The organism is Algoriphagus sp. Y33, from assembly GCF_014838715.1.
Taxonomy (GTDB): Bacteria; Bacteroidota; Bacteroidia; order Cytophagales; family Cyclobacteriaceae; genus Algoriphagus.
The window spans coordinates 3,397,959-3,421,612 of record NZ_CP061947.1 but is presented as its reverse complement, the minus strand read 5'-3'; the positions used below and the strand labels follow the sequence as shown (position 1 = coordinate 3,421,612).

General features: G+C 38.0%; 20 protein-coding genes and 1 pseudogene. 4 read left to right on the top strand and 17 right to left on the bottom strand.

The features are described from left to right. Positions 1-285: 285 nt before the first annotated feature. From ID165_RS13740 to ID165_RS13700, 10 genes and pseudogenes are all read right to left on the bottom strand, one after another. Positions 286-1,029 carry a phosphatase PAP2 family protein gene (locus tag ID165_RS13740; RefSeq protein WP_192085401.1) on the bottom strand — a complete coding sequence of 248 codons (744 nt, stop codon included), beginning with the start codon at positions 1,027-1,029 and terminating at the stop codon, positions 286-288. Positions 1,030-1,064: 35 nt separating this feature from the next. After that, positions 1,065-1,658 carry a phosphatase PAP2 family protein gene (locus ID165_RS13735; protein WP_225586728.1) on the bottom strand — a complete coding sequence of 198 codons (594 nt, stop codon included), beginning with the start codon at positions 1,656-1,658 and terminating at the stop codon, positions 1,065-1,067. A 115-nt stretch (positions 1,659-1,773) separates the two neighbouring features. Then, positions 1,774-2,610 carry a DUF4249 family protein gene (locus ID165_RS13730; protein WP_192085400.1) on the bottom strand — a complete coding sequence of 279 codons (837 nt, stop codon included), beginning with the start codon at positions 2,608-2,610 and terminating at the stop codon, positions 1,774-1,776. A gap of 4 nt (positions 2,611-2,614) precedes the next feature. Then, the gene (locus tag ID165_RS13725) at positions 2,615-5,233 is read right to left on the bottom strand and encodes a TonB-dependent receptor (protein WP_225586727.1); all 2,619 of its coding nucleotides are present in this window, start codon (positions 5,231-5,233) and stop codon (positions 2,615-2,617) included. 150 nt (positions 5,234-5,383) lie between these two features. Further along, positions 5,384-6,355 (bottom strand): FecR family protein, encoded by a 972-nt coding sequence (locus ID165_RS13720; protein ID WP_192085399.1) that lies wholly within the window; start codon positions 6,353-6,355, stop codon positions 5,384-5,386. A gap of 68 nt (positions 6,356-6,423) precedes the next feature. Continuing rightward, positions 6,424-6,942 carry a sigma-70 family RNA polymerase sigma factor gene (locus tag ID165_RS13715; protein WP_192085398.1) on the bottom strand — a complete coding sequence of 173 codons (519 nt, stop codon included), beginning with the start codon at positions 6,940-6,942 and terminating at the stop codon, positions 6,424-6,426. A 600-nt stretch (positions 6,943-7,542) separates the two neighbouring features. Then, positions 7,543-8,559, bottom strand: coding sequence for an AraC family transcriptional regulator (locus tag ID165_RS13710; RefSeq protein ID WP_192085397.1), 1,017 nt, complete (start codon positions 8,557-8,559; stop codon positions 7,543-7,545). Positions 8,560-8,664: 105 nt separating this feature from the next. Beyond that, a pseudogene (locus ID165_RS13705) lies at positions 8,665-9,060 on the bottom strand (hypothetical protein); the annotation flags it as partial. Between the two features lie 100 nt (positions 9,061-9,160). Next, the gene (locus tag ID165_RS26935) at positions 9,161-9,295 is read right to left on the bottom strand and encodes a hypothetical protein (protein WP_255505005.1); all 135 of its coding nucleotides are present in this window, start codon (positions 9,293-9,295) and stop codon (positions 9,161-9,163) included. Between the two features lie 419 nt (positions 9,296-9,714). Continuing rightward, complete coding sequence (locus tag ID165_RS13700; RefSeq protein ID WP_192085395.1) at positions 9,715-10,584, bottom strand: NAD(P)H-binding protein; 870 nt, start codon at positions 10,582-10,584, stop codon at positions 9,715-9,717. A gap of 136 nt (positions 10,585-10,720) precedes the next feature. On the opposite strand from ID165_RS13700, the gene ID165_RS13695 reads away from it, so the two are divergent. From ID165_RS13695 to ID165_RS26765, 4 genes are all read left to right on the top strand, one after another. Continuing rightward, positions 10,721-11,149 carry a helix-turn-helix domain-containing protein gene (locus ID165_RS13695; RefSeq protein ID WP_192085394.1) on the top strand — a complete coding sequence of 143 codons (429 nt, stop codon included), beginning with the start codon at positions 10,721-10,723 and terminating at the stop codon, positions 11,147-11,149. Positions 11,150-11,208: 59 nt separating this feature from the next. Next, the gene (locus tag ID165_RS13690) at positions 11,209-11,577 is read left to right on the top strand and encodes a nuclear transport factor 2 family protein (protein WP_192085393.1); all 369 of its coding nucleotides are present in this window, start codon (positions 11,209-11,211) and stop codon (positions 11,575-11,577) included. Positions 11,578-11,827: 250 nt separating this feature from the next. Continuing rightward, positions 11,828-12,664: an SDR family NAD(P)-dependent oxidoreductase gene (locus ID165_RS13685; protein WP_192085392.1), complete on the top strand. Its 837-nt coding sequence runs from the start codon at positions 11,828-11,830 to the stop codon at positions 12,662-12,664. A 346-nt stretch (positions 12,665-13,010) separates the two neighbouring features. Next, positions 13,011-13,580, top strand: coding sequence for an AraC family transcriptional regulator (locus ID165_RS26765; RefSeq protein ID WP_225586725.1), 570 nt, complete (start codon positions 13,011-13,013; stop codon positions 13,578-13,580). Positions 13,581-14,848: 1,268 nt separating this feature from the next. On the opposite strand, the gene ID165_RS13675 is transcribed toward ID165_RS26765, so the two are convergent. Genes ID165_RS13675 through ID165_RS13645 form a run of 7 tightly spaced genes read right to left on the bottom strand, consistent with a single transcriptional unit; the run spans position 14,849 to position 23,542 of the window. Then, positions 14,849-17,107 (bottom strand): lipid-A-disaccharide synthase N-terminal domain-containing protein, encoded by a 2,259-nt coding sequence (locus ID165_RS13675; protein WP_192085390.1) that lies wholly within the window; start codon positions 17,105-17,107, stop codon positions 14,849-14,851. After that, complete coding sequence (locus ID165_RS13670) at positions 17,100-17,852, bottom strand: glycosyltransferase (protein WP_192085389.1); 753 nt, start codon at positions 17,850-17,852, stop codon at positions 17,100-17,102. Before ID165_RS13670 ends, ID165_RS13675 begins: the two co-directional genes overlap by 8 nt. 40 nt (positions 17,853-17,892) lie before the next feature. Next, positions 17,893-18,663 (bottom strand): hypothetical protein, encoded by a 771-nt coding sequence (locus tag ID165_RS13665; RefSeq protein ID WP_192085388.1) that lies wholly within the window; start codon positions 18,661-18,663, stop codon positions 17,893-17,895. Continuing rightward, positions 18,663-21,071, bottom strand: a complete 2,409-nt coding sequence (locus ID165_RS13660; RefSeq protein ID WP_192085387.1) for a TonB-dependent receptor domain-containing protein — start codon at positions 21,069-21,071, stop codon at positions 18,663-18,665. The genes ID165_RS13665 and ID165_RS13660 overlap by 1 nt, the downstream gene beginning before the upstream one ends. Continuing rightward, positions 21,061-21,522, bottom strand: a complete 462-nt coding sequence (locus ID165_RS13655) for a PepSY-like domain-containing protein (protein ID WP_192085386.1) — start codon at positions 21,520-21,522, stop codon at positions 21,061-21,063. The genes ID165_RS13660 and ID165_RS13655 overlap by 11 nt, the downstream gene beginning before the upstream one ends. Before the next feature lie 59 nt (positions 21,523-21,581). Further along, positions 21,582-22,871: a HAMP domain-containing sensor histidine kinase gene (locus ID165_RS13650; RefSeq protein WP_192085385.1), complete on the bottom strand. Its 1,290-nt coding sequence runs from the start codon at positions 22,869-22,871 to the stop codon at positions 21,582-21,584. Continuing rightward, the gene (locus ID165_RS13645; protein ID WP_192085384.1) at positions 22,868-23,542 is read right to left on the bottom strand and encodes a response regulator transcription factor; all 675 of its coding nucleotides are present in this window, start codon (positions 23,540-23,542) and stop codon (positions 22,868-22,870) included. The genes ID165_RS13650 and ID165_RS13645 overlap by 4 nt, the downstream gene beginning before the upstream one ends. Between the last annotated feature and the right edge of the window lie 112 nt (positions 23,543-23,654).

Here is a 23,654-nt window from a genome sequence, read left to right as displayed (position 1 = left end):
TTTATATATGTTCATGTTTTCGTTATATATAGGTATTTCTATTGCTAAGAAATTCAAGATACTATGAAAAACCTGATTTTGTGATAGTGTTTCTTTTGACTACAGTTTTAATAATATAAAATTAACGAAACTAGCTATTAATACAAAATGAGCTAACTTAGAGTTGTTTGTTCAACATCAATACTAAGAATTATAACTAATGTTTCGACCAAACTGACTAATGCAAAATAAAGCGTCATCACATTTCTAACAACTACTTATTTGTTACAAATGGTTAAATCCTTTTCAGAATGTCATTGATAATCCCAACCCATATTCTCTTCCATTATAAAAAGGCATAGCAATTCCATTTATCTTATCCTTTTCTTTGAAAATTGTTTTATCAATTAGTGGATGAATCCAATAAGCAATCTTGGTACTTAAAATTCCTATTCCCGCACCTGCGGCAACATCGGTAAGCCAATGCTTATCGTTGTATATTCTAAAAAGACCTGTGCCGGCAGCGATCACATAACCGGTAATGCCATACCAAACGGATACATCTTTATATTCTTGATATAAAAATTCGGCAGCCATAAAAGCCGTAGCGGTATGCCCCGAAGGAAATGAGGTTGAGGAGGAGCCATCTGGTCTGGTAACTTTTGTAGTCTTTTTTAGTATGCTTACAGTGCCGCCCATTATAAGATATGCCGTTCCCAAAATAATGGTTCTATCTTTAAAATTATTTTTTCCCTTTATACCCATCGCATTTAATGCATATACAGATACAAACGGACTGTACTGAGAAAAATCGTCGATGTTTAATTTCTTATCATCATACCCTCTAAAATCATTTTTTGCACTGATATTAATATCTTTTAAAGCAGGGTTTGTAAGACCAATAACTCCATACCCGATTAAAACAGTTGGGATTATGAGTGATTTGTATTGAATAGTTTTATTGTTATTTGTCGAGTCAATTGAAGCGTTTTGTCCGTTAACCTTTATAACAGATAAAGATAGAAGAAGTACAATTATTATTTTATTCATTTTAGTTTATTTAAAGTAATCTTTCTCAAAAGAAATTAAAATTTGTAGGTTAAACCTAGTATAGGTGTGCCTTCAATAAAGCCTGAAGAAATTCCTAACTTCTTTTCCTCATCATACCGTTTGGTGAACAAATAACTTATTCCAACACCTATCGCAGCACCCGCTAGCACATCTACGCCATCGTGCTTGTTTGCTTCGATCCTTGTATATCCAACATATCCTGCTAAGAGGTAGGCAGGAATGCCAAATTCCCAACCGTATCTTTTTTGCACAAATGCAGCACTGGCAAATGCAACAGAAGTATGACCGGATGGAAAACTATTGTTGTTTTCACCATTCGGCCGTTCTTTATTTGTGGCTAGTTTTAAACCATACGTTAAAGCAATAGTGCCAGCCAGGGCTTTGGAGAATTGATAGGTTCCTTTTTGACCATCTTTCCAAATGAAAGTAGAACCCAAAGCCAAAGCTGGCATGGCACCGCGTAAAACATCCCCTGCAATCTTATGGGTCTTTTGAGATGAAGTCAGAGGCACCACCTGCCCATACGTTAGCGACAAACTCAAAAATAACAGCACAACTATAGCTCTAAAACCGCACATACTTTTCTGTACAATTGTGATGTTACTCATAAGTTTTAAGCTGAAGTAGTTAGATCTGGATACAGCGTATTTTCAATAAGTACTATCAGCTCATCGATTTCCACCTTATGGGTTTTTACGGCGATACTACTCCTATATCCTATTGTTAATTAATTGTATATGAGGTGGTGTTGAATTCACCAAGCCTAAAATATCCCAACACTTCTTCGTTAGAATCATTGACATTAGTGACGTTTCCTTTTAACTGTACAGGGGTAGTTGGGAAAGGCCCGCCTTCTTCACTTCCAGCTTGTTGAATCAATATGTTTAAATAGTCATAATATCGTCGTGAAATACCATACACATTAATACCTACAGTTACTCCGGCCACATAGTTGTCATTATCGTTCTCGATAAAATTTTCGTTTCCATCTGTAAATTTATCGCTAATAACTGCAAGAGACGGCAGTGGTAAATTAGCCGGAGTAAATTCGCCTAAATAATAATTTTTAACATCTCGGGGGTCGTCAAAAAATACTTGAAGCTCAATTTCCGTGTCACCATCAGCTTCATCAATGATTTGTTCAACTCGGGTAATAACAGGTCCTGCCATTAAGGTTTCGGTTGCCTTGTAGGAGTTGCCTTTGTAAAGGATTTCCAAAGTGTACGATGCGTTTAATTCCGGAACAAAATCTGTTGCAGTGTAACTACCATTATTCTGGTCGGCAAACACAACTATTGACCCGTCGTTTTCTTTGGTTACAGTTACTGAAGCACCCTTAACAGGGACATCTTGATTGATATCAAAAAAAGCGGTTGATTCTCTTAGATTAATGGTTTGTGTTTCTCCTGATGTACCTTTTTGCCATTTAATAGACGCATCGACCACCAATCGTGCGCCGCCGTTTGGGACATTCACATCTATGACATCGGTACATGAGTTTAGTAATCCTATTATTATAATAAGGACCCCTAATTTGTTATATATATTTATATTTTTCATTGTTTTAAAATTTAAAGTTGTATGTTGCTGAAGGAACAATGCCAAATATGGCAGTACGAGTGGCTTCAGTTGCGCCTGTCTTTTGATTTTGACCAAAAGAAATAGAGGCTGCATTTCTTCGGTTATAAGCGTTGTATATGCCAAATACCCATTCCCCTTGCCATTTTCTATTTTTGTTTTTTTGTGGTGTTAAGGTTGCCGAAAGGTCTAGTCTGTGATAAGCCGGCAATCGGTCTGCATTCCTTTCAGAATAAGTCGCCACGGATAACCCGTTGTATAGAAACTGTCCGTTTGGATAGGTAACGGGTCGTCCTGTCTGAAATACCATATTGGCTCCAAATCGCCATTTTTCGGTGAGTTCGTAACTTCCGGTAAACGAAAAGTCGTGGGTTCTGTCCCAGTTGGAATTATACCATTTCCCGTTATTAATGCCTGTTCCGCCAGCTGCTCCGCCAGGTGTGCGCTGTTGGGATTTTGACAACGTATACGCCACCCAGCCTGTAAAATCGCCTAGGTTTTTCCGCAATAGAAACTCTAATCCATAAGCTCGGGCTTCACCGGTCAAAATTTCGGTTTCAATGGTGTTCTGTGCTATAAGTTCTGCACCGTTGATATAATCTACTCTGTTGTCGATAGTTTTGTAATAGGCTTCGGCTTCGATTGAAAACATATTTTCGCTGAAATTTCTGAAGTAGCCTACAGCATACTGGTCTGCAATTTGAGGGTCAATAAACTTTCCGCTGGGTGTCCAAACATCTAATGGCGTGGCTGATGCGGTGTTGGAAATTAAATGCAGATATTGGGCCATCCGGTTATAACTTGCCTTAACAGAAGACTTCTCGTTAAGCTGGTATGAAAGTGCAAACCGGGGTTCTAAATTATTGAAGGTAGCGATGCTTTTTCCCTTACCGTAGTCGGTATTAGAAATAGGTTCGGTACGCTCATAAATGCCTAATTCTTCGTTGTAAACCACCGGTAAATTATTGGCGTAATTGTTCAAGGTTTGCTTTCCAAGTCGATTAAAGTAACTAAAACGCAAGCCATATTGAGCGGTGAGCTTGCCGGAAACTTTATGTTCTAAACCTGCATACAATCCGGCTTCTAAAGCAAATTGGTTGTCCAATTTCTCCGGGTTAATATCCGAAGTTGCATTTAAAGGATTGATTCTGCCTGGATTAAACTTATAGTAAACACCATTTACTCCAAAATCAAATGTTAATCTATCGCTTGCATAATACTCAAAATCATAGCGCATATTATAATTGCTGATATCTGAGCTCCAATCCATTCCCTCAAGTTCCAGGTTGTAATTATATCGACTGTATATTAAGGATGTATTGGAGAATAGTTTGTTATTGAAAATATGATTCCATCGCAGATTTCCGGAGAGGTTTCCGTATGCATTAGTAAATCCTGCTCCTGCCACGTTAAAGTTATCATGGCCTAAATAACCGGATAGGTATAATTTGTTCTTCCCATCAATTTCATAATTTGTTTTCAGATTCAAATCGTAAAATCCGGCTCTGCTGCTTTGGTTAGCTAAGGCTAAAAATATATCTACATAAGAAGCTCTACCGGCCATTAGAAACGAGCCTTTGTCTTTAAACAATGGCCCTTCTGCCGCCAAACGGCTGGAAACGGAACCAATGCCGCCGGTGAGTCCAAATTCTTTACTATTTCCGTCTTTTTGGCGTATATCCAGTACCGAAGAAGCCCGCCCTCCAAAACGTGCAGGAATGCCTCCTTTATAAAGTGTAACATCCTTAATAGCATCAGCATTGAAAACCGAGAAGAAACCAAACAAATGGGATGCGTTGTAAATAATTGCTTCATCCAAAAGAATTAGGTTTTGGTCTTCTGCACCACCGCGTACATTGAAACCCGATGCACCTTCTCCTGCATTGGTAACACCTGGCAGCAATTGAATAGACTTGATCAAATCCACCTCACCCAAAACCACAGGTATCTGTTTGATATCCCTAGTTGAAAGTTTTGCCATACTCATTTGTGGTGTGCTGAGGTCAACTTTCTTTGATTCTTCAGCTGTGATGACTACTTCATCTAATTCAGCGGCATCCTCTTTGAGCTCAATGTCGAGTTTTTGATTAGAGCTAAGGTTAATTGTCCTTTCAAAAGTTGTAAAACCTATATAGGAAATGGTTATGGTATAATTACCTTCAGGCGCTGTGATAGAATAAAAACCATATTCATTGGTTGTGTTTCCAATGGAAGTGCCTTTTAAGAGGACGGTTGCCCCGAAGAGTGATTCGCCGTTGACAGCATCCTTAACCACACCACTGATTGTAAATTTTGCATTCTGATCTTTGGCCTTGGAAAGAACTATGTGTTTATTCTTAATGGTATACGTAATATGAGTAGAGTGAAAAAGTAATCCCAATGTTCTATCAATATTTTCATCTATTACGTTGATATCAAACTTATCCTGAATGTTCAGCTCATCATTATTGAATACAAAGCTGTATGGTGTCTGTTCTTCAATAGTTGACATGATGGACTCAAGTGAGCCCTTCTGGATATTTAAGGTTACTTTATTTTGGGAAAAACTATTGCTAGCCAAGAGATGAAAGCTACTGAAAACAAAAAAGAAGAAAGGTAGTTTCATTAAAATTGAGGGTTTGGATAAACTTTTTGGCCATAGTATGCCCTTGAAATGTTTTAATTTCATAAATTTGGTGTGTTAAGTGATACTGATTTTTGCGATTGGAATTCTTTAACATTTTAGAGTGGGAAGACTGGAATTTTCCCACTTTTTTTATTTTATCACCCACTCATCAGCCTCTGTGTTTAGATGATAATTGAAATCTTTGGAGGTTTTAAGGATTTCTAAAATTTCACTTACCGGTGTATTTTTATCAAATACACCGGTGAATTTAGAATTTGCTATTTCATCATTTTCAAATACCAGCTTTACTTGATATTGCATATATAGGTCATTGGCAATTTCTCTGAATGACTGATTTGCAAATTCAATTTTCCCTTCTCTCCAGGCGATTCTCCCTTCTCTTTCACCCATATCCTGCTTAGAAAACTGTTTACTGTTTCGATCAAAAACCACCTTTTCATCAGGTAACAGTAAAATCCTTCCTTTTAAATATTCAGCAGAAGTAACTGCAACTTTGCCTGTGAGTAATTTTGTTTCTACAATGGAGGTATTTGAATAGGATTTGACATTGAAGCTTGTTCCCAAGGCTTCTATTTTCAAGCCATCGGAAGTGGTGACAGTGAAGGGATGTGCTGTATCTTTGGCCACTTCAAAAAATGCCTCTCCTTCCAAACTTATCGTGCGGGGAGTGTTGCTTTCGTAGGAGAGCTGAGTGGAAGCGTTTAACCAGACTACCGAGCCATCGGGGAGGTTAAGCTGTTTGTTTTCTCCAAAAGAAGTCTCCTCTACAATTAATTGACTAGTGCTCTCTGAAAACTGTTGGTAGGTATATCCGACTGCAACAATTACAGCAATCATTGCGGCATATTTTAATAGCGTAACAGCTCTGGATACTCTTTTTTGTTTAGTGTTTTTTGAGGCTCGTAGAAAGCGGTTTTTCGCATCTTCAACAGATACGGGATATTCTTTGGTGTTTAGATAGATTGCCGTGAGTTGGGAAAACAACTCCTCGTCATATTCTGAAGAGTCCTTCCATAATTCTACTTTCCTAATTGTTTCCTGATCAGCAGTTTTTGAAATGTATGCCCAAAGCTCTGCCTTTGAAATATGAGATTTATCCATCATTAAGGGGTTTACTGCTTATATGACGTATGCCAAGTAGCGGCACCCTATTAAAAATTGGATTTTCTTTAAAAGTAATCCTTTAAACCTTTTCGGAAAGCTATTAAGGCCGTTGAAATATGAAGCTCTACGGTTTTTATGGAAATATTTTTTTTTATGGCAATTTCTTTATAGGTCAATCCTTCATTTCTGGATAGTTGAAAAATATCTCTTGTTTTTTGGTCAAGATTCTCATAGATAATATCAATTTGTTGTAACAAATCCCATTGTGTGTTAATTTCTGAGAGAATATCTGAATATAGGCTATATAAATTATTATGCTTTTCTCTAGTTTGATATTTTCGGAAATTGTCAATTATCTTATTTTTGAGTGTTACTATTAGAAACGATTCGATAGCACGGTGGGATTTATCTATTTTATGGTACTGTTCCCAAAGTTTTATAAATGTTTCTTGAACAAGTTCCTCAGAAGTAGAGATATCATTTAGTAGTTTATACGCATAGTTGTATAACCTTTGATAGTGCTTATCAAACAGAATGGAGAACTGTGTATCTTGATCTAAACTGTATGTGGTTTTTTTATTCAAGTTTTTAGAGGTGAATGCGTAGAATCCTATGATGTGCTTAGACTCCTATAATATTTTGAATATATAATTTGTCTATATTCACCATCTGGATTTGTCATAATTATTAGAAATTTTAATTAAGGTTTTCATTCAACCAGGGTAAAACTAGACTTGCCTCCATTGAGATCAAAATGAAGTAGGTTTTGAATTCGCTTTCAGTACCTGTTTGTTATATTAGTGGATTTAATAATCTGATTATTAGGTCACTAAATTCTGTTGATTGGACGGTTTCTAAGGTTCTAAATGCGCTTCTCGCACTAAGAAAGCCACCGAATGTAAAATTTATGGCTGTTTCGTTTTTAAAGTTTGGGGATTTGTCAGTTCAAGCTTAAAAGCCAAGGGAACCCAAAAAAACATGTTGCAGATTGGGCGTGTAATTTGATGCTATCGATTCCAAATAGCCCTAATAAATACAGCCTTAATGGCTATATTTGGCAATTGTATTTAGGGAAATTCCGATGTTCATCAGAAAAATGAAGCCTTCTTTAATTTATAAGAGGTATTCTGAAAGTGGAATTGGAACGTAATTATTCTAGGAAGAATAAGGAGATAAGGCTGTTTCTAAACTACTGTAGGTAATGCCTTTTTAAACTCACTAGGGGTAACCCCGTATATTTTTTTAAAGGTAGTATTGAAAGAGGATTTGGATTTGAAACCAACTTCGTTGGCAATGCCCAGAATAGAGTAATTCTTGAACTTTTCATCCTTGAGACATTCTACAAATTCTTCAGCCCTATACTTGTTCATGTAGTCCTGAAAATTTGATTTTAAGTATACATTCAAGACTTCAGATAAGTACTGTCTTGGAATACCCATCTTTTGAGCTACTTGGTTAACCGTTATATTACTATTAGTAAAAAGCTTCTCTTTATCCATGAGTCTTAAAAACTCCCTTTTATATACCTCTGCTTTGGATTTACTAAGATTTGAAGATTTATAAGCCTTGGTATCCGCCTTTGGTAATATAGATTTTGGTGATACAACAAGCTTGAATAAAATCATGTAGAGAAGTATTGCTGATAATCCAATAATTCCATAGGTTTCTAGGAAGGAGAAAGAATTATGGCTTTTTGTTATAATAAATAAAATTTCGTCTATTAAGTTAATTAAAGCATAAGGTACTATAAAAAACAGCATCCATCTTTCCTTTTTGTTTTTGATGATATCATAGATGGTATAGCCTAAATAAACTAATAGCGTGATGCCTGCCAAAATTTCCCCGATTATTAACCATGTGTTTTTACCTAAGATGTCTTCTGCGATTTGAAGAGCAATAAAAAACATATACGGAATGAAGTAAATAAAATCTCTAAATTGAAATTTGTCTTGTTTAGAATTGTGATACTTTATAAGTAAAAAGAACAGTGTAATGATTAATGGAGAGTGGAAAAAATACCAATTAGCATTAGAAAAAAATAGGTTAAAATCATCATCTCCGACAATGTTCAAAAGTAATGCAATAATTGACACTAGTAGCAGTAAGAAGTTTACCCGCTTGTAACTTTCTTGTTTAACGAACAGTACACTTAAAAGAAACAAGCCCTGAATAAGGGCGATTATTTGAATTATTTCTAACATAAATAACGGAATAGAGGTCTTCGCTTAGGTTCACACTAGATTTTTGATATACATTTTATCAGAGCTTACCCGGGAAAATTTTGTCCTGATCAGGGATTTAACCTAGTGGATTGCCGTTTGCAATACTTTAAAGTTCTGACCGAAATCACTCGGTATTTGGTTGATATTGTAGCCTTTGGCTTTGGGATTGTACCCTTTCCACCCATCGGTGGTTACTTCGGCCTCTTTAGCTAGATGGTGATCAAAAATGAGACGAAGTGATTTTGCCGGGAAATCAATGATCTGAAGACCGTAGAGCTGCTTTACCTTCCCTTCTTTGGTGAGTTGGACAGCGCAAACCACTTTTTTTTTCTTTACGCCGTAGCTCCTGCCGGAATGCCCGCATTTTCTGCACGTATAGCCGGATGACCAATTAACTTCACTCAGGTTTTTCTTGCAGTCCAAGTCGCTTTGGAAGCGTCCAGCAAAATCTACAATCTTTTTTCCTTTATAAATGTCCATTTATTCCGTTTTTGAATAGATAAATTTATGAATTTAGGCGACTATCTCTGTAAAAGTATTGGCACAATTTTCCGATTGATATATTAGACCCGCCAATGCGTTAAAGCTCGATTTTTCGTTTGTCTTTGATACGGACTAAAATATCGGTTTCGCTGATTTTCGGATCCATAACTTCTTCTAACTTTATTCCAAAGTCATCCAAGGTGTTTTTCTGACGATAAACCAACGCCTTCATAAGAAATGGTATTAAATTGGGCGACTGACTAAATTCAGTCCGGATAAGGCTTTCCGGGCATCGGTTATTTGCCCCGCCTGTTCCAAATTTCCAAGGTCAACCACCTTAAATCCTAAGTCTTTTATTATCCTACCTACGGTCTTATTGGCAGAGGGGTAGTCCCCGGAAATAAAGTTGATACGTTTAAACCCAAATTATGCATTAGCATTTCTATTGCGACCAATAATTGCTTCAAAATCAGTCACTGCGTTGCAATTTTCGACTTCACCATAGCGGTGCTATGCCTCAGTCTCCAAACAGCCTGATTTTATTGCAATTAATGGTCTCTTAACGAAACCTAATGCAAAATCCGGGTTAAATCGAAGTGGCTGAAAAATATATATACTCTGCCACTTCGACTATTTTAACTTGTAAATATTCTAAGCTAAAGTTGTTTCCATGAGCTCTTTGAAAGTTTTTGTCTTTTTACCTAATAACCGCTCCAAATCGCCGGATTGATATTCGAATTCACCTCCTTCAATTGCCAGTACCCAACCCGTTATAAATTCAGCCACGTGGCGAGCGACTCCTTGGGCAACTATCCCATCACTATATTCTTCTGCTGTAATGGCGGTAAAAGAAACAGGTTGTCCTTTTATTTCCGAAAGAATTTTTGCTATGTCGGAAAACGAAATAGAATGGGAACCACCTAATGAATAGATTTTATTTTCATGTCCCAGAGTAGAAAGTATTTCAGCATGGGCTTCCGCCAATTCATCTCTCGTTGCAGGTGCCATTTTTCCATTCTTTGCCGGAACTTTTATTCCATTTTCATAAGGATTGGGATCATAATAGAACGATAAAAGGTCGGCAAAAGGCGGATGGTATAAAATAGTATAATCAAGCCCTGAGGATTTAAGTACTTGTTCTGTAAAAAGGTCGGACTCTGTAACTTCGGGCATGATACGTCCCGAACCTTCTTTGCGCATAATTGACATATATACCACGTGCTTAACGCCAGCTTGGCGGGCAGCGGTAATTGCATTATAATGTTGGGTAGATCGGTCTGTAAAAGCAATTGCACTCGTCAGCATGACTTTGTCAACACCTTCAAATGCACGTAATAAGGAATTATAATCAAAATAATCACCTACACGAACTTCTACGCCTCTCGCAGCTAAGTCTTCTAGATTTTCCTTTTTCCGGGAAAGTCCGATAAGTTGACTTGCAGGAATACCTTTCTTTAACAAATGCTCAACTGTGTTTTTTCCGACTACCCCTGTAGTTCTTGTCACTAAAATTTTTGTCATGATGTACTACTTTTTTATCTCAAACGATTAAATTTGCTTTTCATTTGCAAGTGAAATTTAAAATTAAATACTTGCAAAATGCAAGTGCAAAAATAGATGACTACTTTTGATTCGCAAGTAAAAAATATAAAAATTTATGAAAGCAGCTGAAATGCGTTCCGATTGCCCAATAAGTTCCTCATTGGATATTTTCGGAGATAAATGGTCTCTTTTGATTGTAAGGGATCTAATGCTCTATAAATCCCGTACGTACGGAGATTTTACAAAATCTGTAGAAAAAATAGCAACGAATATATTAGCGAATAGATTACAGATGCTGGAGAACCATGGAATAATTATCAAAGCACCATATCCGGACAATAAGGTAAAAGGACTTTATAAGCTCAGCCCAAAAGGTATTGCTTTAATACCTGCATTGATTGAACTGGCCCTTTGGGGAGGAAAATATTTATCCGGTTCGGATGAATCTTCGCCTTTCCTCAAAGAAGTTAAAAAGAACAAAACAAAATTTCTAAAAAAGATTATGGATGACCTATCGGCTAATGATGAGGCGAATATCGATTAGGCTGGTTGTTGATTTTACTATTTTAGGAAAGCCTTAATCGTAAATACAAAATACTACTTATGACAGAAACCAATAAAATAATTCTACAGAAAGCAAATGAAGCTGTTTCTAAAGGTAATTATGAAGAATTTCTTCAATACTGCACCGATGATACCAAATGGATATTTGTAGGAGACCAGATTCTAAATGGAAAAGAAGCGGTCAGAAAATGGATGTCCAATGAATATATTGAACCACCACAAAATGAGGTTAAAAATTTGATTGCCGAGAATGATTATCTTACAGCAATTGGTCAAATCGCAGTGATGAACGAAAACGGAGAACGCATTAAATACGCTTACTGTGATGTATGGAGATTTCATGATGGAAAAATGGCTGAGCTAATGGCTTTTGTAATCGAGTATAAGGATCTGAAAGACCACAAATAAATAAGGGGGACTTTTAAGCAAGTGTTGGTCTACTCAAAACAACGGAATTACTGGCAAAAATGAGTCAGTACGTATGTTTATTGTGCCAAATCAGGATAGGGTATAGGAAATACAAAGCCGGCGGCCAGTGGCTGTGCACCTCATTAGTGGCCATAAGATCAACTGTAAACCTGAATTTAAATACGTTTATCCTTGATTTGAAAACTTTATAAATCTATGTACCCTGTAGTTTTGTAAAAAAACAAATATTATGAGTAAACAAAAAGTTTGGTTTATCACAGGAGCATCCAAAGGAATGGGTTTTGAAATTACAAAAGCCGTTTTACAAAATGGAGACAAAGTAATTGCAACTTCCAGAAATAAGGAAACGCTTTTAGAAAAAATCGCGGATTACAAGGATAATTTACTTCCTTTAAAGTTGGACATTACCAAAGAAAAAGATGTTGAAGATGCTATTTCGAAAGGCATAGAAAAATTTGGTCAAATAGATGTCGTGGTCAATAGCGCGGGATATAACCTTTTGGGAAATATCGAAGAACTTAGCGATACCGAGTTTAGGGAAACAATGAATGTAAATGTTTTTGCAATGACCAGTATCATTAGGAAAGTCTTGCCACATTTGCGCCGGCAGAAATCCGGACATATCATTAACATCTCTTCAATGATGGGATATATGGGGTATGCGGGCAATGGAAGCTATAATGCATCAAAATTTGCTGTTATCGGACTATCAGAAGCTCTTGCCCAAGAAGTCGCTCCTTTTGGGATAAAAGTAACTATTCTTGCACCAGGAACATTTCGTACCAATTTTATGAGCGAGGACAGTCTGAATGTGGCGAAAAATAAGATTGACGCCTATAATTTAGATAAACAGGTTGAACAGTTTACGGGATTTGATGGCAAACAGTTAGGTGATCCTGAAAAATTAGCAGAAGTATTGCTTAGGATTGCTGAATTGTCTAACCCGCCTTTACATCTTCCATTAGGTTCAGATAGTTATAACGCTATTTTAGAAGTGCGCAAAAACGAAGCAAAAGAAATGGAAGAATGGAAAGACTTATCTTTATCTACCGATTTTAAATACTAAAATTGTGAAGAAAGCTGCTCCATATAGAATTGAGTCCATATCTGAACTTCACCGATTATTTGCCCTGCCAAAACCCCATCATCCGTTAATAAGCGTGATTGATTTTGAGCATCTGAAATTCGATAAGAACAAAATTTGGAGCAGTTTTTTCTATGATTTTTATTGTGTAGCCTGTAAAAAAGGAGCTTCAGGAAAATTCAAATACGGGCAAGGTCATTATGATTTTGATGAAGGCGTCATGAGTTTTACCAAACCCGGTCAGATTTTTTCCATAACCAATCCTACAGATGACGCAGTTTCAGGGTATATGCTAGTCTTTAAACCAGACCTAATTCGGCATTATGAATTGGGAAAGGTAATAGGAAATTATGGCTTCTTTGCATATTCGACTTCTGAAGCCCTGCACCTTTCTGAAAAAGAAGACAAAATAATGATGAATCTAATGCATCAAATGCAGGATGAACTAAAAAATAATATTGATAATTACAGCCAAGATTTAATTGTTTCCCATATTGATCTGCTTCTCAATTATGCAAAGCGTTTTCATAATAGGCAATTTTTGACACGAAGTGCTGCAAATAGTGATTTAGTGGCAAAAATGGAAGAATTGACAGATTCCTATCTCAAAAGCGAGGCTGCACTTTCGGGTTTGCCAACAGTTAACTTTTTTGCGGAAAAACTCAACTTGTCTCCCAATTATCTGAGCGATGTGCTAAAAAATGTTACAGGCAAAAATGCTCAAACACATATTCAAGAATCCATAATTGACAGAGCTAAAGAACTGCTTTTAACTACTAATTTAAGCGTAAAGGAAGTAGCTTATGATTTAGGCTTTGAGCGTCCCCAATCATTCAGTACAATGTTTAAAAAGAAGACCCAAAAAACTCCGCTGCAATATAAAGCTTCTTTCAATTAGGTTTTACGTCCAGCTGTTGTTGGCAAAAGGGAATGTTTCATTTTAAATTAAGGGGAGTATGGAAAAAGTACAGTTTATACTCTTCCATGCGTAGATTTTGTGAGAAAAACTGAAAATCCATCAGGGAATAGATATGTTCTTTGGCTTTAGGATTGGACTTTTCCAACAGCCTCAAGGGAGTGTTAGCTTAGTATATGTTTCTAAGTTGAATTAAAGCTAACCCCTAAAAAAGACCTTAAATAACGATAGACAGGGGGTTGATGGTAATGGGTAGGTTTGGTGAATTATATGACAATGCCAGTGTCGAGGAGAAGAAGATTATACTGAGTTCGACTTTTCTAAAAAAAATAACTTTTCAGGCTTAAAAAGTTCGAACTCCGGAGGTTAATAAGTTTATTGAACTTATCTCTCTGATAAACAGTATGTTGTGTGCTAAAAAGAAAGGCACAAATCCGTCAAAATTGGATTTGTGCCGTCACGTGGAGCTGGCGAGATTCGAACCTTTCTTGTAAAGTGTTGGTATTCAGTAGTTTTGAAAATAAAATTTTACCTACTACACGATTTACGCAACGAGTTTTTTAATCTTTTGTCTTTGCCGGTTTTTGCCACAGAATATTTTTTCTGAATTGTGCCTACACAACTGCTATTTGAATGAACTTGATTTCGAGGTTAAAATTTAAGAAAATAAAATGAAATTGACTAAGATATTATGTTTTGGTAAAGCAGATATATGAGAATTGATCTTATCTTCTTCGAATTTGTTGATGCTTGAAATTTTAGCATTTTATTAATTGTTAATTCCTCAATATTTTCGATTCTATTCATTTTTTAATTGCTTTTCATTTAATAAAGTGATGGTTATTTGAAAACATCAACTCTCATGATTCTTGAATGATCACCACTACGATTTCTCTAAAGAATTTTCCTATTCTTACTTATTTCAAAGGGATTTCTTCATGCCTAATAAGTATTAATCGCAGGGTCAGATGCTCCATCGCTATACTTTACATAAGGATTTACGAAACTGTCACCGTGCTTAAAGAGATGATGATCATTTCTGGAGTTAATTACACTGATCTTTAGGGTGGAGGTGACAAGAAAAATATATTCCTATCGATAAGTTAAACTGCTATTTTATAGCAAATCTTCTCTTAATCGAAAAGTTGCTTTAATAGTGATGAGGGTCAATTAGAGTTTGAATTTGTCGATATTTTTAATTCTTCATATTCATAAAGTAAACTTGAGAATCAACAAAAAAATGAAGAAATTTAATAATGTAACAGCCTCATTACTTTCCACCCATCTACCACTGTAAGTTGCTCCCATTTTCCTTTTCCATTTAAATTAGGTAGTTCACTTTTTTCTTTTGCAATCCAAATAGAATGGTTGGAAGCTGATTGGATAATCCAATTCGGTTCTGCTTGCAGATTGATTAAATTGGTCTTCCAAGCGTCATTATTTTGAAACTGGGTTTCCCTGTTCAGACTTTCGTCCCCGTCATAAATGGAAATTACTTTCAAATCCGAATTGAAAAGAAGGGAAGGGAGACGTTTGTTGTATACTATCACCTCCTTAAGATCAGGTTCATTTTGTTGGAGCCAAGTGGTTACATTTCTGGTGTCATTTGTTATTCCCGGATTTTGACTCATGAAATAGGTTGACATACCTGTTAGCCCCATGGTGAAGATAAATGCTGAAATCACCGTTCTTTCAATCCTTCGGATATCCACTTTCTGCATAGCCACTAGCAATGAGGCAGTAATAAACCAGAGGAAGTAAAATTTAAAATTCAGGGAGATCCTAGGCTCAATCCATGTTATTGAAATTAATCCAATCATTAGTAGGATATGGAATCCCATTTGCCATCTCTCCCAGATTTTTTGTTGGGTATCAGTTAGTCTCTGCCAATAGTAAATTGCTCCAATGGCCAGCCCTGAATACAAGGGCAAAATGTAAAGCACCAGTTTGGACTGGCTGGATGAGAAAAAGAGCAAAGGCAAAAACACCCACATGAATAACATTGCCCCCAGATTTTTTAGGTCAGGGCGATTTTTGGGGAAATTTCGCAATAAAATTATGATCCAAGGAAAAGCCGTTGCCAACACTACAGCTCCATAAAAATAGAAGGGTTGCCCCCGATGAAAAGTATCCGTCGCAAATCGATCTATGGTATGTTTGAAAAGGAAGTAATTCAGAAACCGAGAATCTTCTAAATACAGGAACACAAACCAGCTCAGCCCGATAAAAAGCATGACTAGTACACCGGAAAGATGTATCTTCAGGGAACCCATTTTTTGTCTCATAACCCATCTCTGATATAACCAAATCAATAGCGGCACTATCAACACCACCGGTCCCTTGGTCAGAAATCCAATCCCCAAAAACACATAACACACAAGTAATTTCCATTGCTTACCATCCTCTAAAAATGCAAACCAGAAATACAGGGCTGCCAATATGAATAAAGTCAAATAGGTATCTGTGGTCAATGCCCTGCTGCCGATAATCACTGCAGGAAATGAGCCATAAAGCATGGCAGACAAAAAGGCAGCATTGGATCTCTTCAATAAAATGAATGCAATCTTATACACCAGCCAGATCTGAACCAGCACTGAAATCTGAAGTAAGAATCTAGCCGAAAAGGGAGAAATTCCCAGCACCTTAAAGCTCACTGCGGTGAGCCAATATGTTACCGGAGGCTTATGATAATGGTAAATTCCCATAAGCTGCGGGTGTAACCAATCTCCGGTTTGCACCATTTCTTTGGCAATCTCAGCATAGCGCGCTTCGCTCGATTCAGTAACAGACCAGGCACCCAAATTGAAAAACAGAACCGTGCCGACAAGTGCGAGCAGTAAAGTCAACCTTATACTCTTAAGTCGATCCAGGAAACTGAGTTTTAATTCATTGCTTGCTCCATAGTGGATCATCAGATTTCTTCCATACACCAGGATCCCAAATGCCTGTCCAATGAATAGGACAGAATCTTTCCGCAAAATCGCATAGGAGGCAATCAGAACGGCACCTACCAAACTGATATACCAAAAACTCAGCGGAAAGCGGGATTCTTTGCTGCGTTCGGAATCAAACCATTGCACCACAAACCTGCTTGTAAAGATCACCTGACCCAGCGTTCCCCAGGTTAGGAGCATTCCGCTGATCTCAGGATTATGCACCAAACTGTGAAAGTTATAGTGCGCATGAAAAATCAGGTATGCAAGAAATAGAAGCGGTAGAAAAATAAAACCGATTCGAATCCATTTTGGAAAGAGCTGCCATGCATTCTGGATTTTTAAATTTCGGATATAAATAAAATATCCCAACAACTGCCCGCCTACAATCACCAAATCCTGCCGAAACGTCCCATAAACGAGCAAAAGAAAAGAAGCAACCAAACTAAGCTGCCAGAAAATCACAGGAGACAATACCTTTCCTGCTTTTTCTGATTTGACCAATTGTATCAGAAACCGGGCTGAGAAAAGTCCTTGGGCAAGAAAACCAATGCCTAGGAGGAAGGAGCTATTCATTGACTACTTCTTTATGAGTTTTGATTGAATTCTCTGAAATCGTATAGGCTGTTTGCCGCTTCATCATCCAGCGTAGGGCAAAGGTGTCCTGAAGTGGAGACAACAGCCGGTTCCACACATTGAACTTGGATTTGCCCGTGATTCTTGGAAAGTGCTTAACAGGGATTTCGATCACTTTTTTACCTTGGATCAATGCCAGGGCGGGAAAAAACCGGTGCATCCCTTGGAAAAAAGGCATATCCATCACAACCGATCTTCGCATGATTTTCAGCGGACAGCCGGAGTCATGGACGCCGTCATGAAGCATGGAATCCCGAAACCAGTTGGCAAAAGTGGAAGAAACCTTCTTTACTCTGCTGTCCTTTCGTCCTTCCCTTCGGCCGGTTACCAAATCATAACTTGGAACCATGGCTTCAAGTCTGAGAAAGTCCAGAGGATCTGTCTGCAAGTCAGCATCTATGTAGCCAACCCAGGTAGTGGTGCATTTTTCAACTCCTGCACGGATAGCAGCACTCAATCCCGCATTTTTTTCAAAAGATAGATATCCTACATGTTGGTGGAGTTCAGCTAATTTTTTGATTTCAAGCAGGCTGTTATCTGTAGAACCATCGTTAACCAGGAGAAGAGTTACTTTAAATTTGGATTGGGATATATAGTCTTCAAAAGCGGGCAATAGTCTAGCTATGCCTTCCTCTTCGTTGAAGATGGGAATTACGATGGTGATTGCTTTAGGATTAATTTTCATTTCAACATTAAACAGTGGCAATTTTTCTTTTGAAATTCATTCATTTTAAATTTTTAGATTGTCCTATAGACTTTTGTTTCCTACTTGAAATAATAATCATCACAGAAATCAACAGTAGAGATACAAGAGAGGCATTATTGGTTCCCAAGTCCAAGCCACCTTTCGAAACAGGTTTGGTTAAAAAATCCCCAAATGTGGCCCCAAAGGGTCTGGTGAACACGAAAGCAATCCAAAACAAAAAGATCTGATTTAAATTGGTGAATTGGTGGAGTAGGTAAACAATCAAAATAATACTTGCTGTAATCAGAGCCCCTTGCAAATAGCTAAATCCTAGATTGTCGGATAAGAAGTCTCCAAAAGCAGTTCCCAAACTGTTGGAGAATAGGATCGCTGTCCAATAGAACATTTCTTTTTTCCTATCAATAATGGGGTATACAGCCAGTGTCCTAAATTTTATATACCAAATCACCAGGGTTAGCAATAAGGCTCCAAATAAGATCAGACTTCCCCATGTGTAACCCAACTGGAGACTTCGATCCATAAAATCTGAAATCTCCGTTCCCAGAGTAGTAGTGGAAATGATGACCAGCCAATAAAATATAGGTTGGTAGGACTTGGCTATTAATTGCACTGTTAACACAGTAAGAAAGAATCCCGCAGTAATCAATATCCCTGTGAGATAACCGAGGTTTAGGGTCATTGACAAATAATCTCCTAAAGTTTCTCCCAGTGTGGTTGCTACAATTTTCATCAACCAGAAAAGCAGGGTGATTTCAGCGACCTTATTTGCAGAATAGATTTCAGTTTTCATTAGAATTTATAATTATATCCAACTCTCATTACCTGTGTTTCATAGTAATCCGCACTCGTGTAGCTGAAGTCGTTTCCGTCAATAGTCCTCTTGATCACCATGGTATTCAGCAAATCTGTGGCATTGAAAAACAACTCCCCGTTTCCCTGTTGAATCACACGATTTAGCCCCACATCCAAGGAAAATCTAGACTGTATCCTTCCTTGCGGAATAATGTCTGGAGCTAAATAAATTGCAGTCAGTTGACCGGAGAACTTATCCGAGAATTTGAACTTGGAATTCCATTTTACATTTCCGGAAAAAATCTCCTGTTTGTCTACAGTGAAGGTATGTGGTGTGGGATATTTATTTTCCACTGTAAATTCATCGATCTGATTGTGATAACCAGTTAGGTTTAGATCAAAAGAATACCAATCCGTGACATCCTGATCCCATATCAGCTCAAGACCTGAGGTATAACTTTTGTCACCATTCTGGAAAATAGCGTAGATCAAAGTACTGCCTGGTACGGTAGTCGAGATGCGGGTGATCGTCCCGTTGACCATGCGATGGTACAATGCGGAATAAAGGTAACCTGAGCTCCAGCCTGCTTTCCAACCTAACTCATAAGAAATGGTGAATTGGGGCTTTAACGCAGGGTTTCCTACTTTGATGATTTCGGCATCGTCGTATTTGGGGAAAATCCGAATATCCACTTCATTAGGTCTATCCACGCGTCTGTTAAAGGAAGCGGTCAATTTGTTGAACTCATTGATTTTATAGGAAATTCTCGCATTTGGGAAAGGCTGGAAGTAGTTGTATCCATCACTTTTGTAGGTTGGATGGTTTGGATTTACCTCATAATTCAGGTCTATGTATTCCAGTCTCAGCCCAATTTCACCTTCCCATTTTTTGCTTTCATAGACATAGTTCCCATAGACTGCCGGAATGGTTTCCTTATAGGTAGCTGCTCCTCCCGCTAAGGAATCGATGGGAGAGTTTAATCCAGGGAAAAACTGCATGTTGGTGGGAATCCATCGTCTTCGAAGCTTTAATCCCGTTTCAAGCCTTCCATTTTTCAGGGGTTTTACATAGTCAAGCGTACCATCTACCACATTCTCATCGGAAAGCAATTTGAATGCATCCTCCCCTTTGAAGGTGGGCAGGGTGTTGGTGAAAAAGTACTGTTCATCCTCCCGGTGAAAGGTATAGTTCAAGCCAGCTGAAAGGCTATGTCCAGGGTCAGTAAAATTATGCTTGTATACTGCCGTCGCCATCACGGTGGTCTTCAGCTCATCTTCCAAAAATTGCCAAAGTCTCAGTTGCTCCGAAAAATCACCATTGAAAAAGGGCTGATCCCCGCGATCTATGATTTTTTCACTGCCAAACATTCCCGATACGGTAAGAGTATTCGCTGAATTGATAGTCCAATCGACTCCTGCTCGAGTGGTAAGAAAGTTTGTGTTACGGTTTCTCTTCAGCTGCTGATTGATGACGGTGCCATCATCGTAGATCCTTGTCACAAACTCGTTTTTATTTAAGGTTTGCGTGTAGAGATTATCCGCTTGTAGGAAAAAGTTCACGTCCTTTTTTCTATAATTCAGAGACAATGATGGATTAACCTTTGGGGTATTTTGATATTGGGGACGAATGCCGGGAAGATTGGCTTTCTTTTCCCAGAGTGTACCAAGGCCAAGAGCTAACCCTACTTTTCCATTAAACCCTTCCTGATTTTCCTTTTTGAGAATGATATTGACGATTCCGGCATTTCCGTTTGCATCAAACTTAGCAGAAGGGTTGTTGAAGATTTCAATTTTTTCCACCGATGAAGCGGGTAAATTGTCCAAGCCACTCTGATTCCCAAATCCGGTTAATGCGGTTTGCTTTCCATCAATTAGGACGGTTACCCGGTTATTCCCTCGGATTTGAATTTGGTTGTCCACTATGGCCACACCAGGTAAATTGGACATTGTTTGCAATATCGAGCCACCTCTTTGGCTGATATTTTCATTCAGATCGAATGTTTTCTTGTCCATTTTCAAACCAACAGCATCCTGAACTCCTACGACTTCCACAGCACCTAACTCCTGATAGGAATCACTCATTGCAATTTCTCCTATATTCAAAAATGGGGAGCTCGAGCCAACAAATACTGGGGTTACACTTGTCTGAAACCCTATGAAACTAGCTTCCAACACATATTCTCCCGGCGCTACATCCGAAAGAGTAAAAAGACCTGATTCTTCAGAAATTGCTCCGGTAACAAATGCTGAATCTGATGAGGTTTTGAGGACTATATTCACAAATGACAAAGCTTCCTGGGAAGCCTTGTCGGTAATTTTTCCTGAAAGCTTCACTTTAGTTTCTTGGGCCAGAATTGCCTGGGAGACTAATAAGAGAACTATCAGTGAGAGGTTTTTAATCTTCATCGTCTTCTTCGATCGCTTTCTTTTCCAATAATTTCCCGTTGGTGTCAAATACCAATTCCCATTCTTCTTCTCCTTTTTCTACTGCCACTTCATAGACGCTTGCATCCGATTTTTCAGAAATTTCCGCTTCTTCGATTTTGAAGCCTGCGAAATCCTGAGCTAGGATTTGTTTGATGGATTCTGGGATTTCAGTTGTTTTGATCTCATGCTCGGTCTCCTGCCATGTTCCGTCTGTTAAAAAATTGGCGGAGTATTCTTTACCATCGAGTTTGAATTCCGCTTCCCATTCGGTGGCAGATTCCATGTCCCAGCTCACTTTTTTTGCATCGGGAAATTTCTGTGAGAAAGCTGATTTGACAGCTACAGGGACGTCTTTTTCAGAATGCCCTTGGGCACAGGCTCCTGCTGATAGCAATATGCCAATCGATAAAATTGATAGGGACTTGTTCATTTGAAATTTGGGTTAGTAAAATATGATTACCCAAAAGTCACATGAGATTTAGAAGACATTTAGAATTTGCCGAGGCGAACAGAAAAAACATGGAAAAAATCAGAAAATTCGTAGCTGACTTCCCAGCCATTTTGCTTGCAGATCTCTTTCACGATGGCCAAACCCAATCCGCTGCTTGTAGTCTCCGTAGTTGAGATAGAAAAACGCTTGAAGAGAAGCTCCTGATTTAGCGCCTCCTTGCCTGAATTTTTAAATGAAAAGCCATAAGTATCCCATTCTACCATGACTTCACCATTATCGGAAGTATGCCTAATCGCATTGGAAAGCAAGTTGTTGATTAATGTTTCGGCTAAGAATTGGCTACACTGAAACACACAAAGCCCCCATTCATTTTTAAGTAAGGTCAATTTCTTTTCAGAAATATAATCCTGCAGCAGCTCTTCACTTTTTTCAACTTTCACGGCAAAATTTATATCAGTGATATCCGAAAAATGACTGTTGTCTATCCTGGCCAATAAAAGCAAATTCTTATTCACGCGGGTAAGTCTTGCGAGCGGAACCTGAATGGCATTGACCAGTTCTGATTGGGTTTCACCGAACTTTTCATCCTGAAGGAGCATATCCAATTTGGATTTCAATAAGGCAATTGGAGTTTGCAGTTCATGTGAAGCGTTGGCTACAAAAGCCTTTTGCTGGTTGTAAGCATTGATATTTTCGGAAATCAGCTTAGCTATTGTCTGATTCAATGTTTCGAATTCCTCTATATCACTTACCTCGAATGTTATTGCCTTGCCGCTACTCAGATCAAATGATTTCAGCTTAGTCAAGGTGATGTCAAAAGGCTTCCAGACATTTTTGGATATTTTTCGATTAAGCTGGATAAAGCCAAAAACCAGCAGTCCATAAAGCACTACGGTCACTAAGCCAATCGCAAAGATGGTCTCGTAAGCCTCTTCTACATTGGTTTCAATGTTTAATTGATAGGGCTTTTGATTGATAAAAATAACTGTTTGTAAACCTCGAAAGCGGTCCCATTCCGATTCGTATTCATTGAATTTTGTGACTTCATAAATGCTGTCTTTATCTGAAAAATTTCCAGCAATGGGTTTTATAGTTGAATTGGGCTGGAGCGTGTTCCATGTAGTTAGGATGGTTTCCAAATCAACTTCCGAAACATGGGCTTGCTCAAATCGATTTTCAATTCGCTCCATGATGATTTCATGATTGTCGTCGATTTCAGTCACCCAAATCCAGTCCACTACCAAAAAGTAAACAGGTATGCTTATAAGCAAAATGACCAAGGCATAAATAGTGAATGCTTTGAAGGGTTTATCAAGCAGTTTTGTCATATTTCCCATTTATAACCTGTTCCATAGATTGTTTTAAGGTATCCCCCGTACCCCTGCTCGTTGAGCTTCTTTTTGAGATTTTTCACATGGGCATAGACGAAATCATGACTGTCAAACATATCGGCCAAGTCACCTGAAAGATGCTCTGCCAAAGCACTTTTTGACAATACCCTGTTTTTATTCCCAATAAAAAATAAAAGTAAATCATACTCTTTCTTCGTCAAAACGATAGTGTTTTTACCAATTTGAACAGTTTTAGAAAGCAAATCAATTTTGATTTCTTTCTGTATTATCAAATTTGAGGGATCGAATTGCTTCCTGCGTATGACCGAGTGAATTCTGGCTGCCAACTCGGAATGGTGAAATGGCTTTGCCAAATAGTCGTCCGCACCGATATTCAACCCTTTGATTTTATCTTCAAGCGTATTTTTAGCAGAAATGATAATTACCCCATCCTGCTTATTCTGGCTTCGCAGATGCTCCAAAATTTCAAATCCGTCTCCACCTGGCAGCATCAGATCAAGTAAAATACAGTCATATTGATACAGACTCACTTTTTCTTTTGCCGAAGCAAAATCGTTGGCAGTCTCACATCGATATTCTTCCTCTGAGAGATAATTGACGATATCCCTTGCCAACTCTTGCTGATCTTCTATTACCAGGATTTTCATGGGTTCAAAATAAGCATTGAATTTGGAAGGAATTTAGAATTGGGATGGTATAAAGGATTGAAAACCCGTGGAAACTGGGAAAGAGAAATGATCATCTTGCAAATATTTGCAC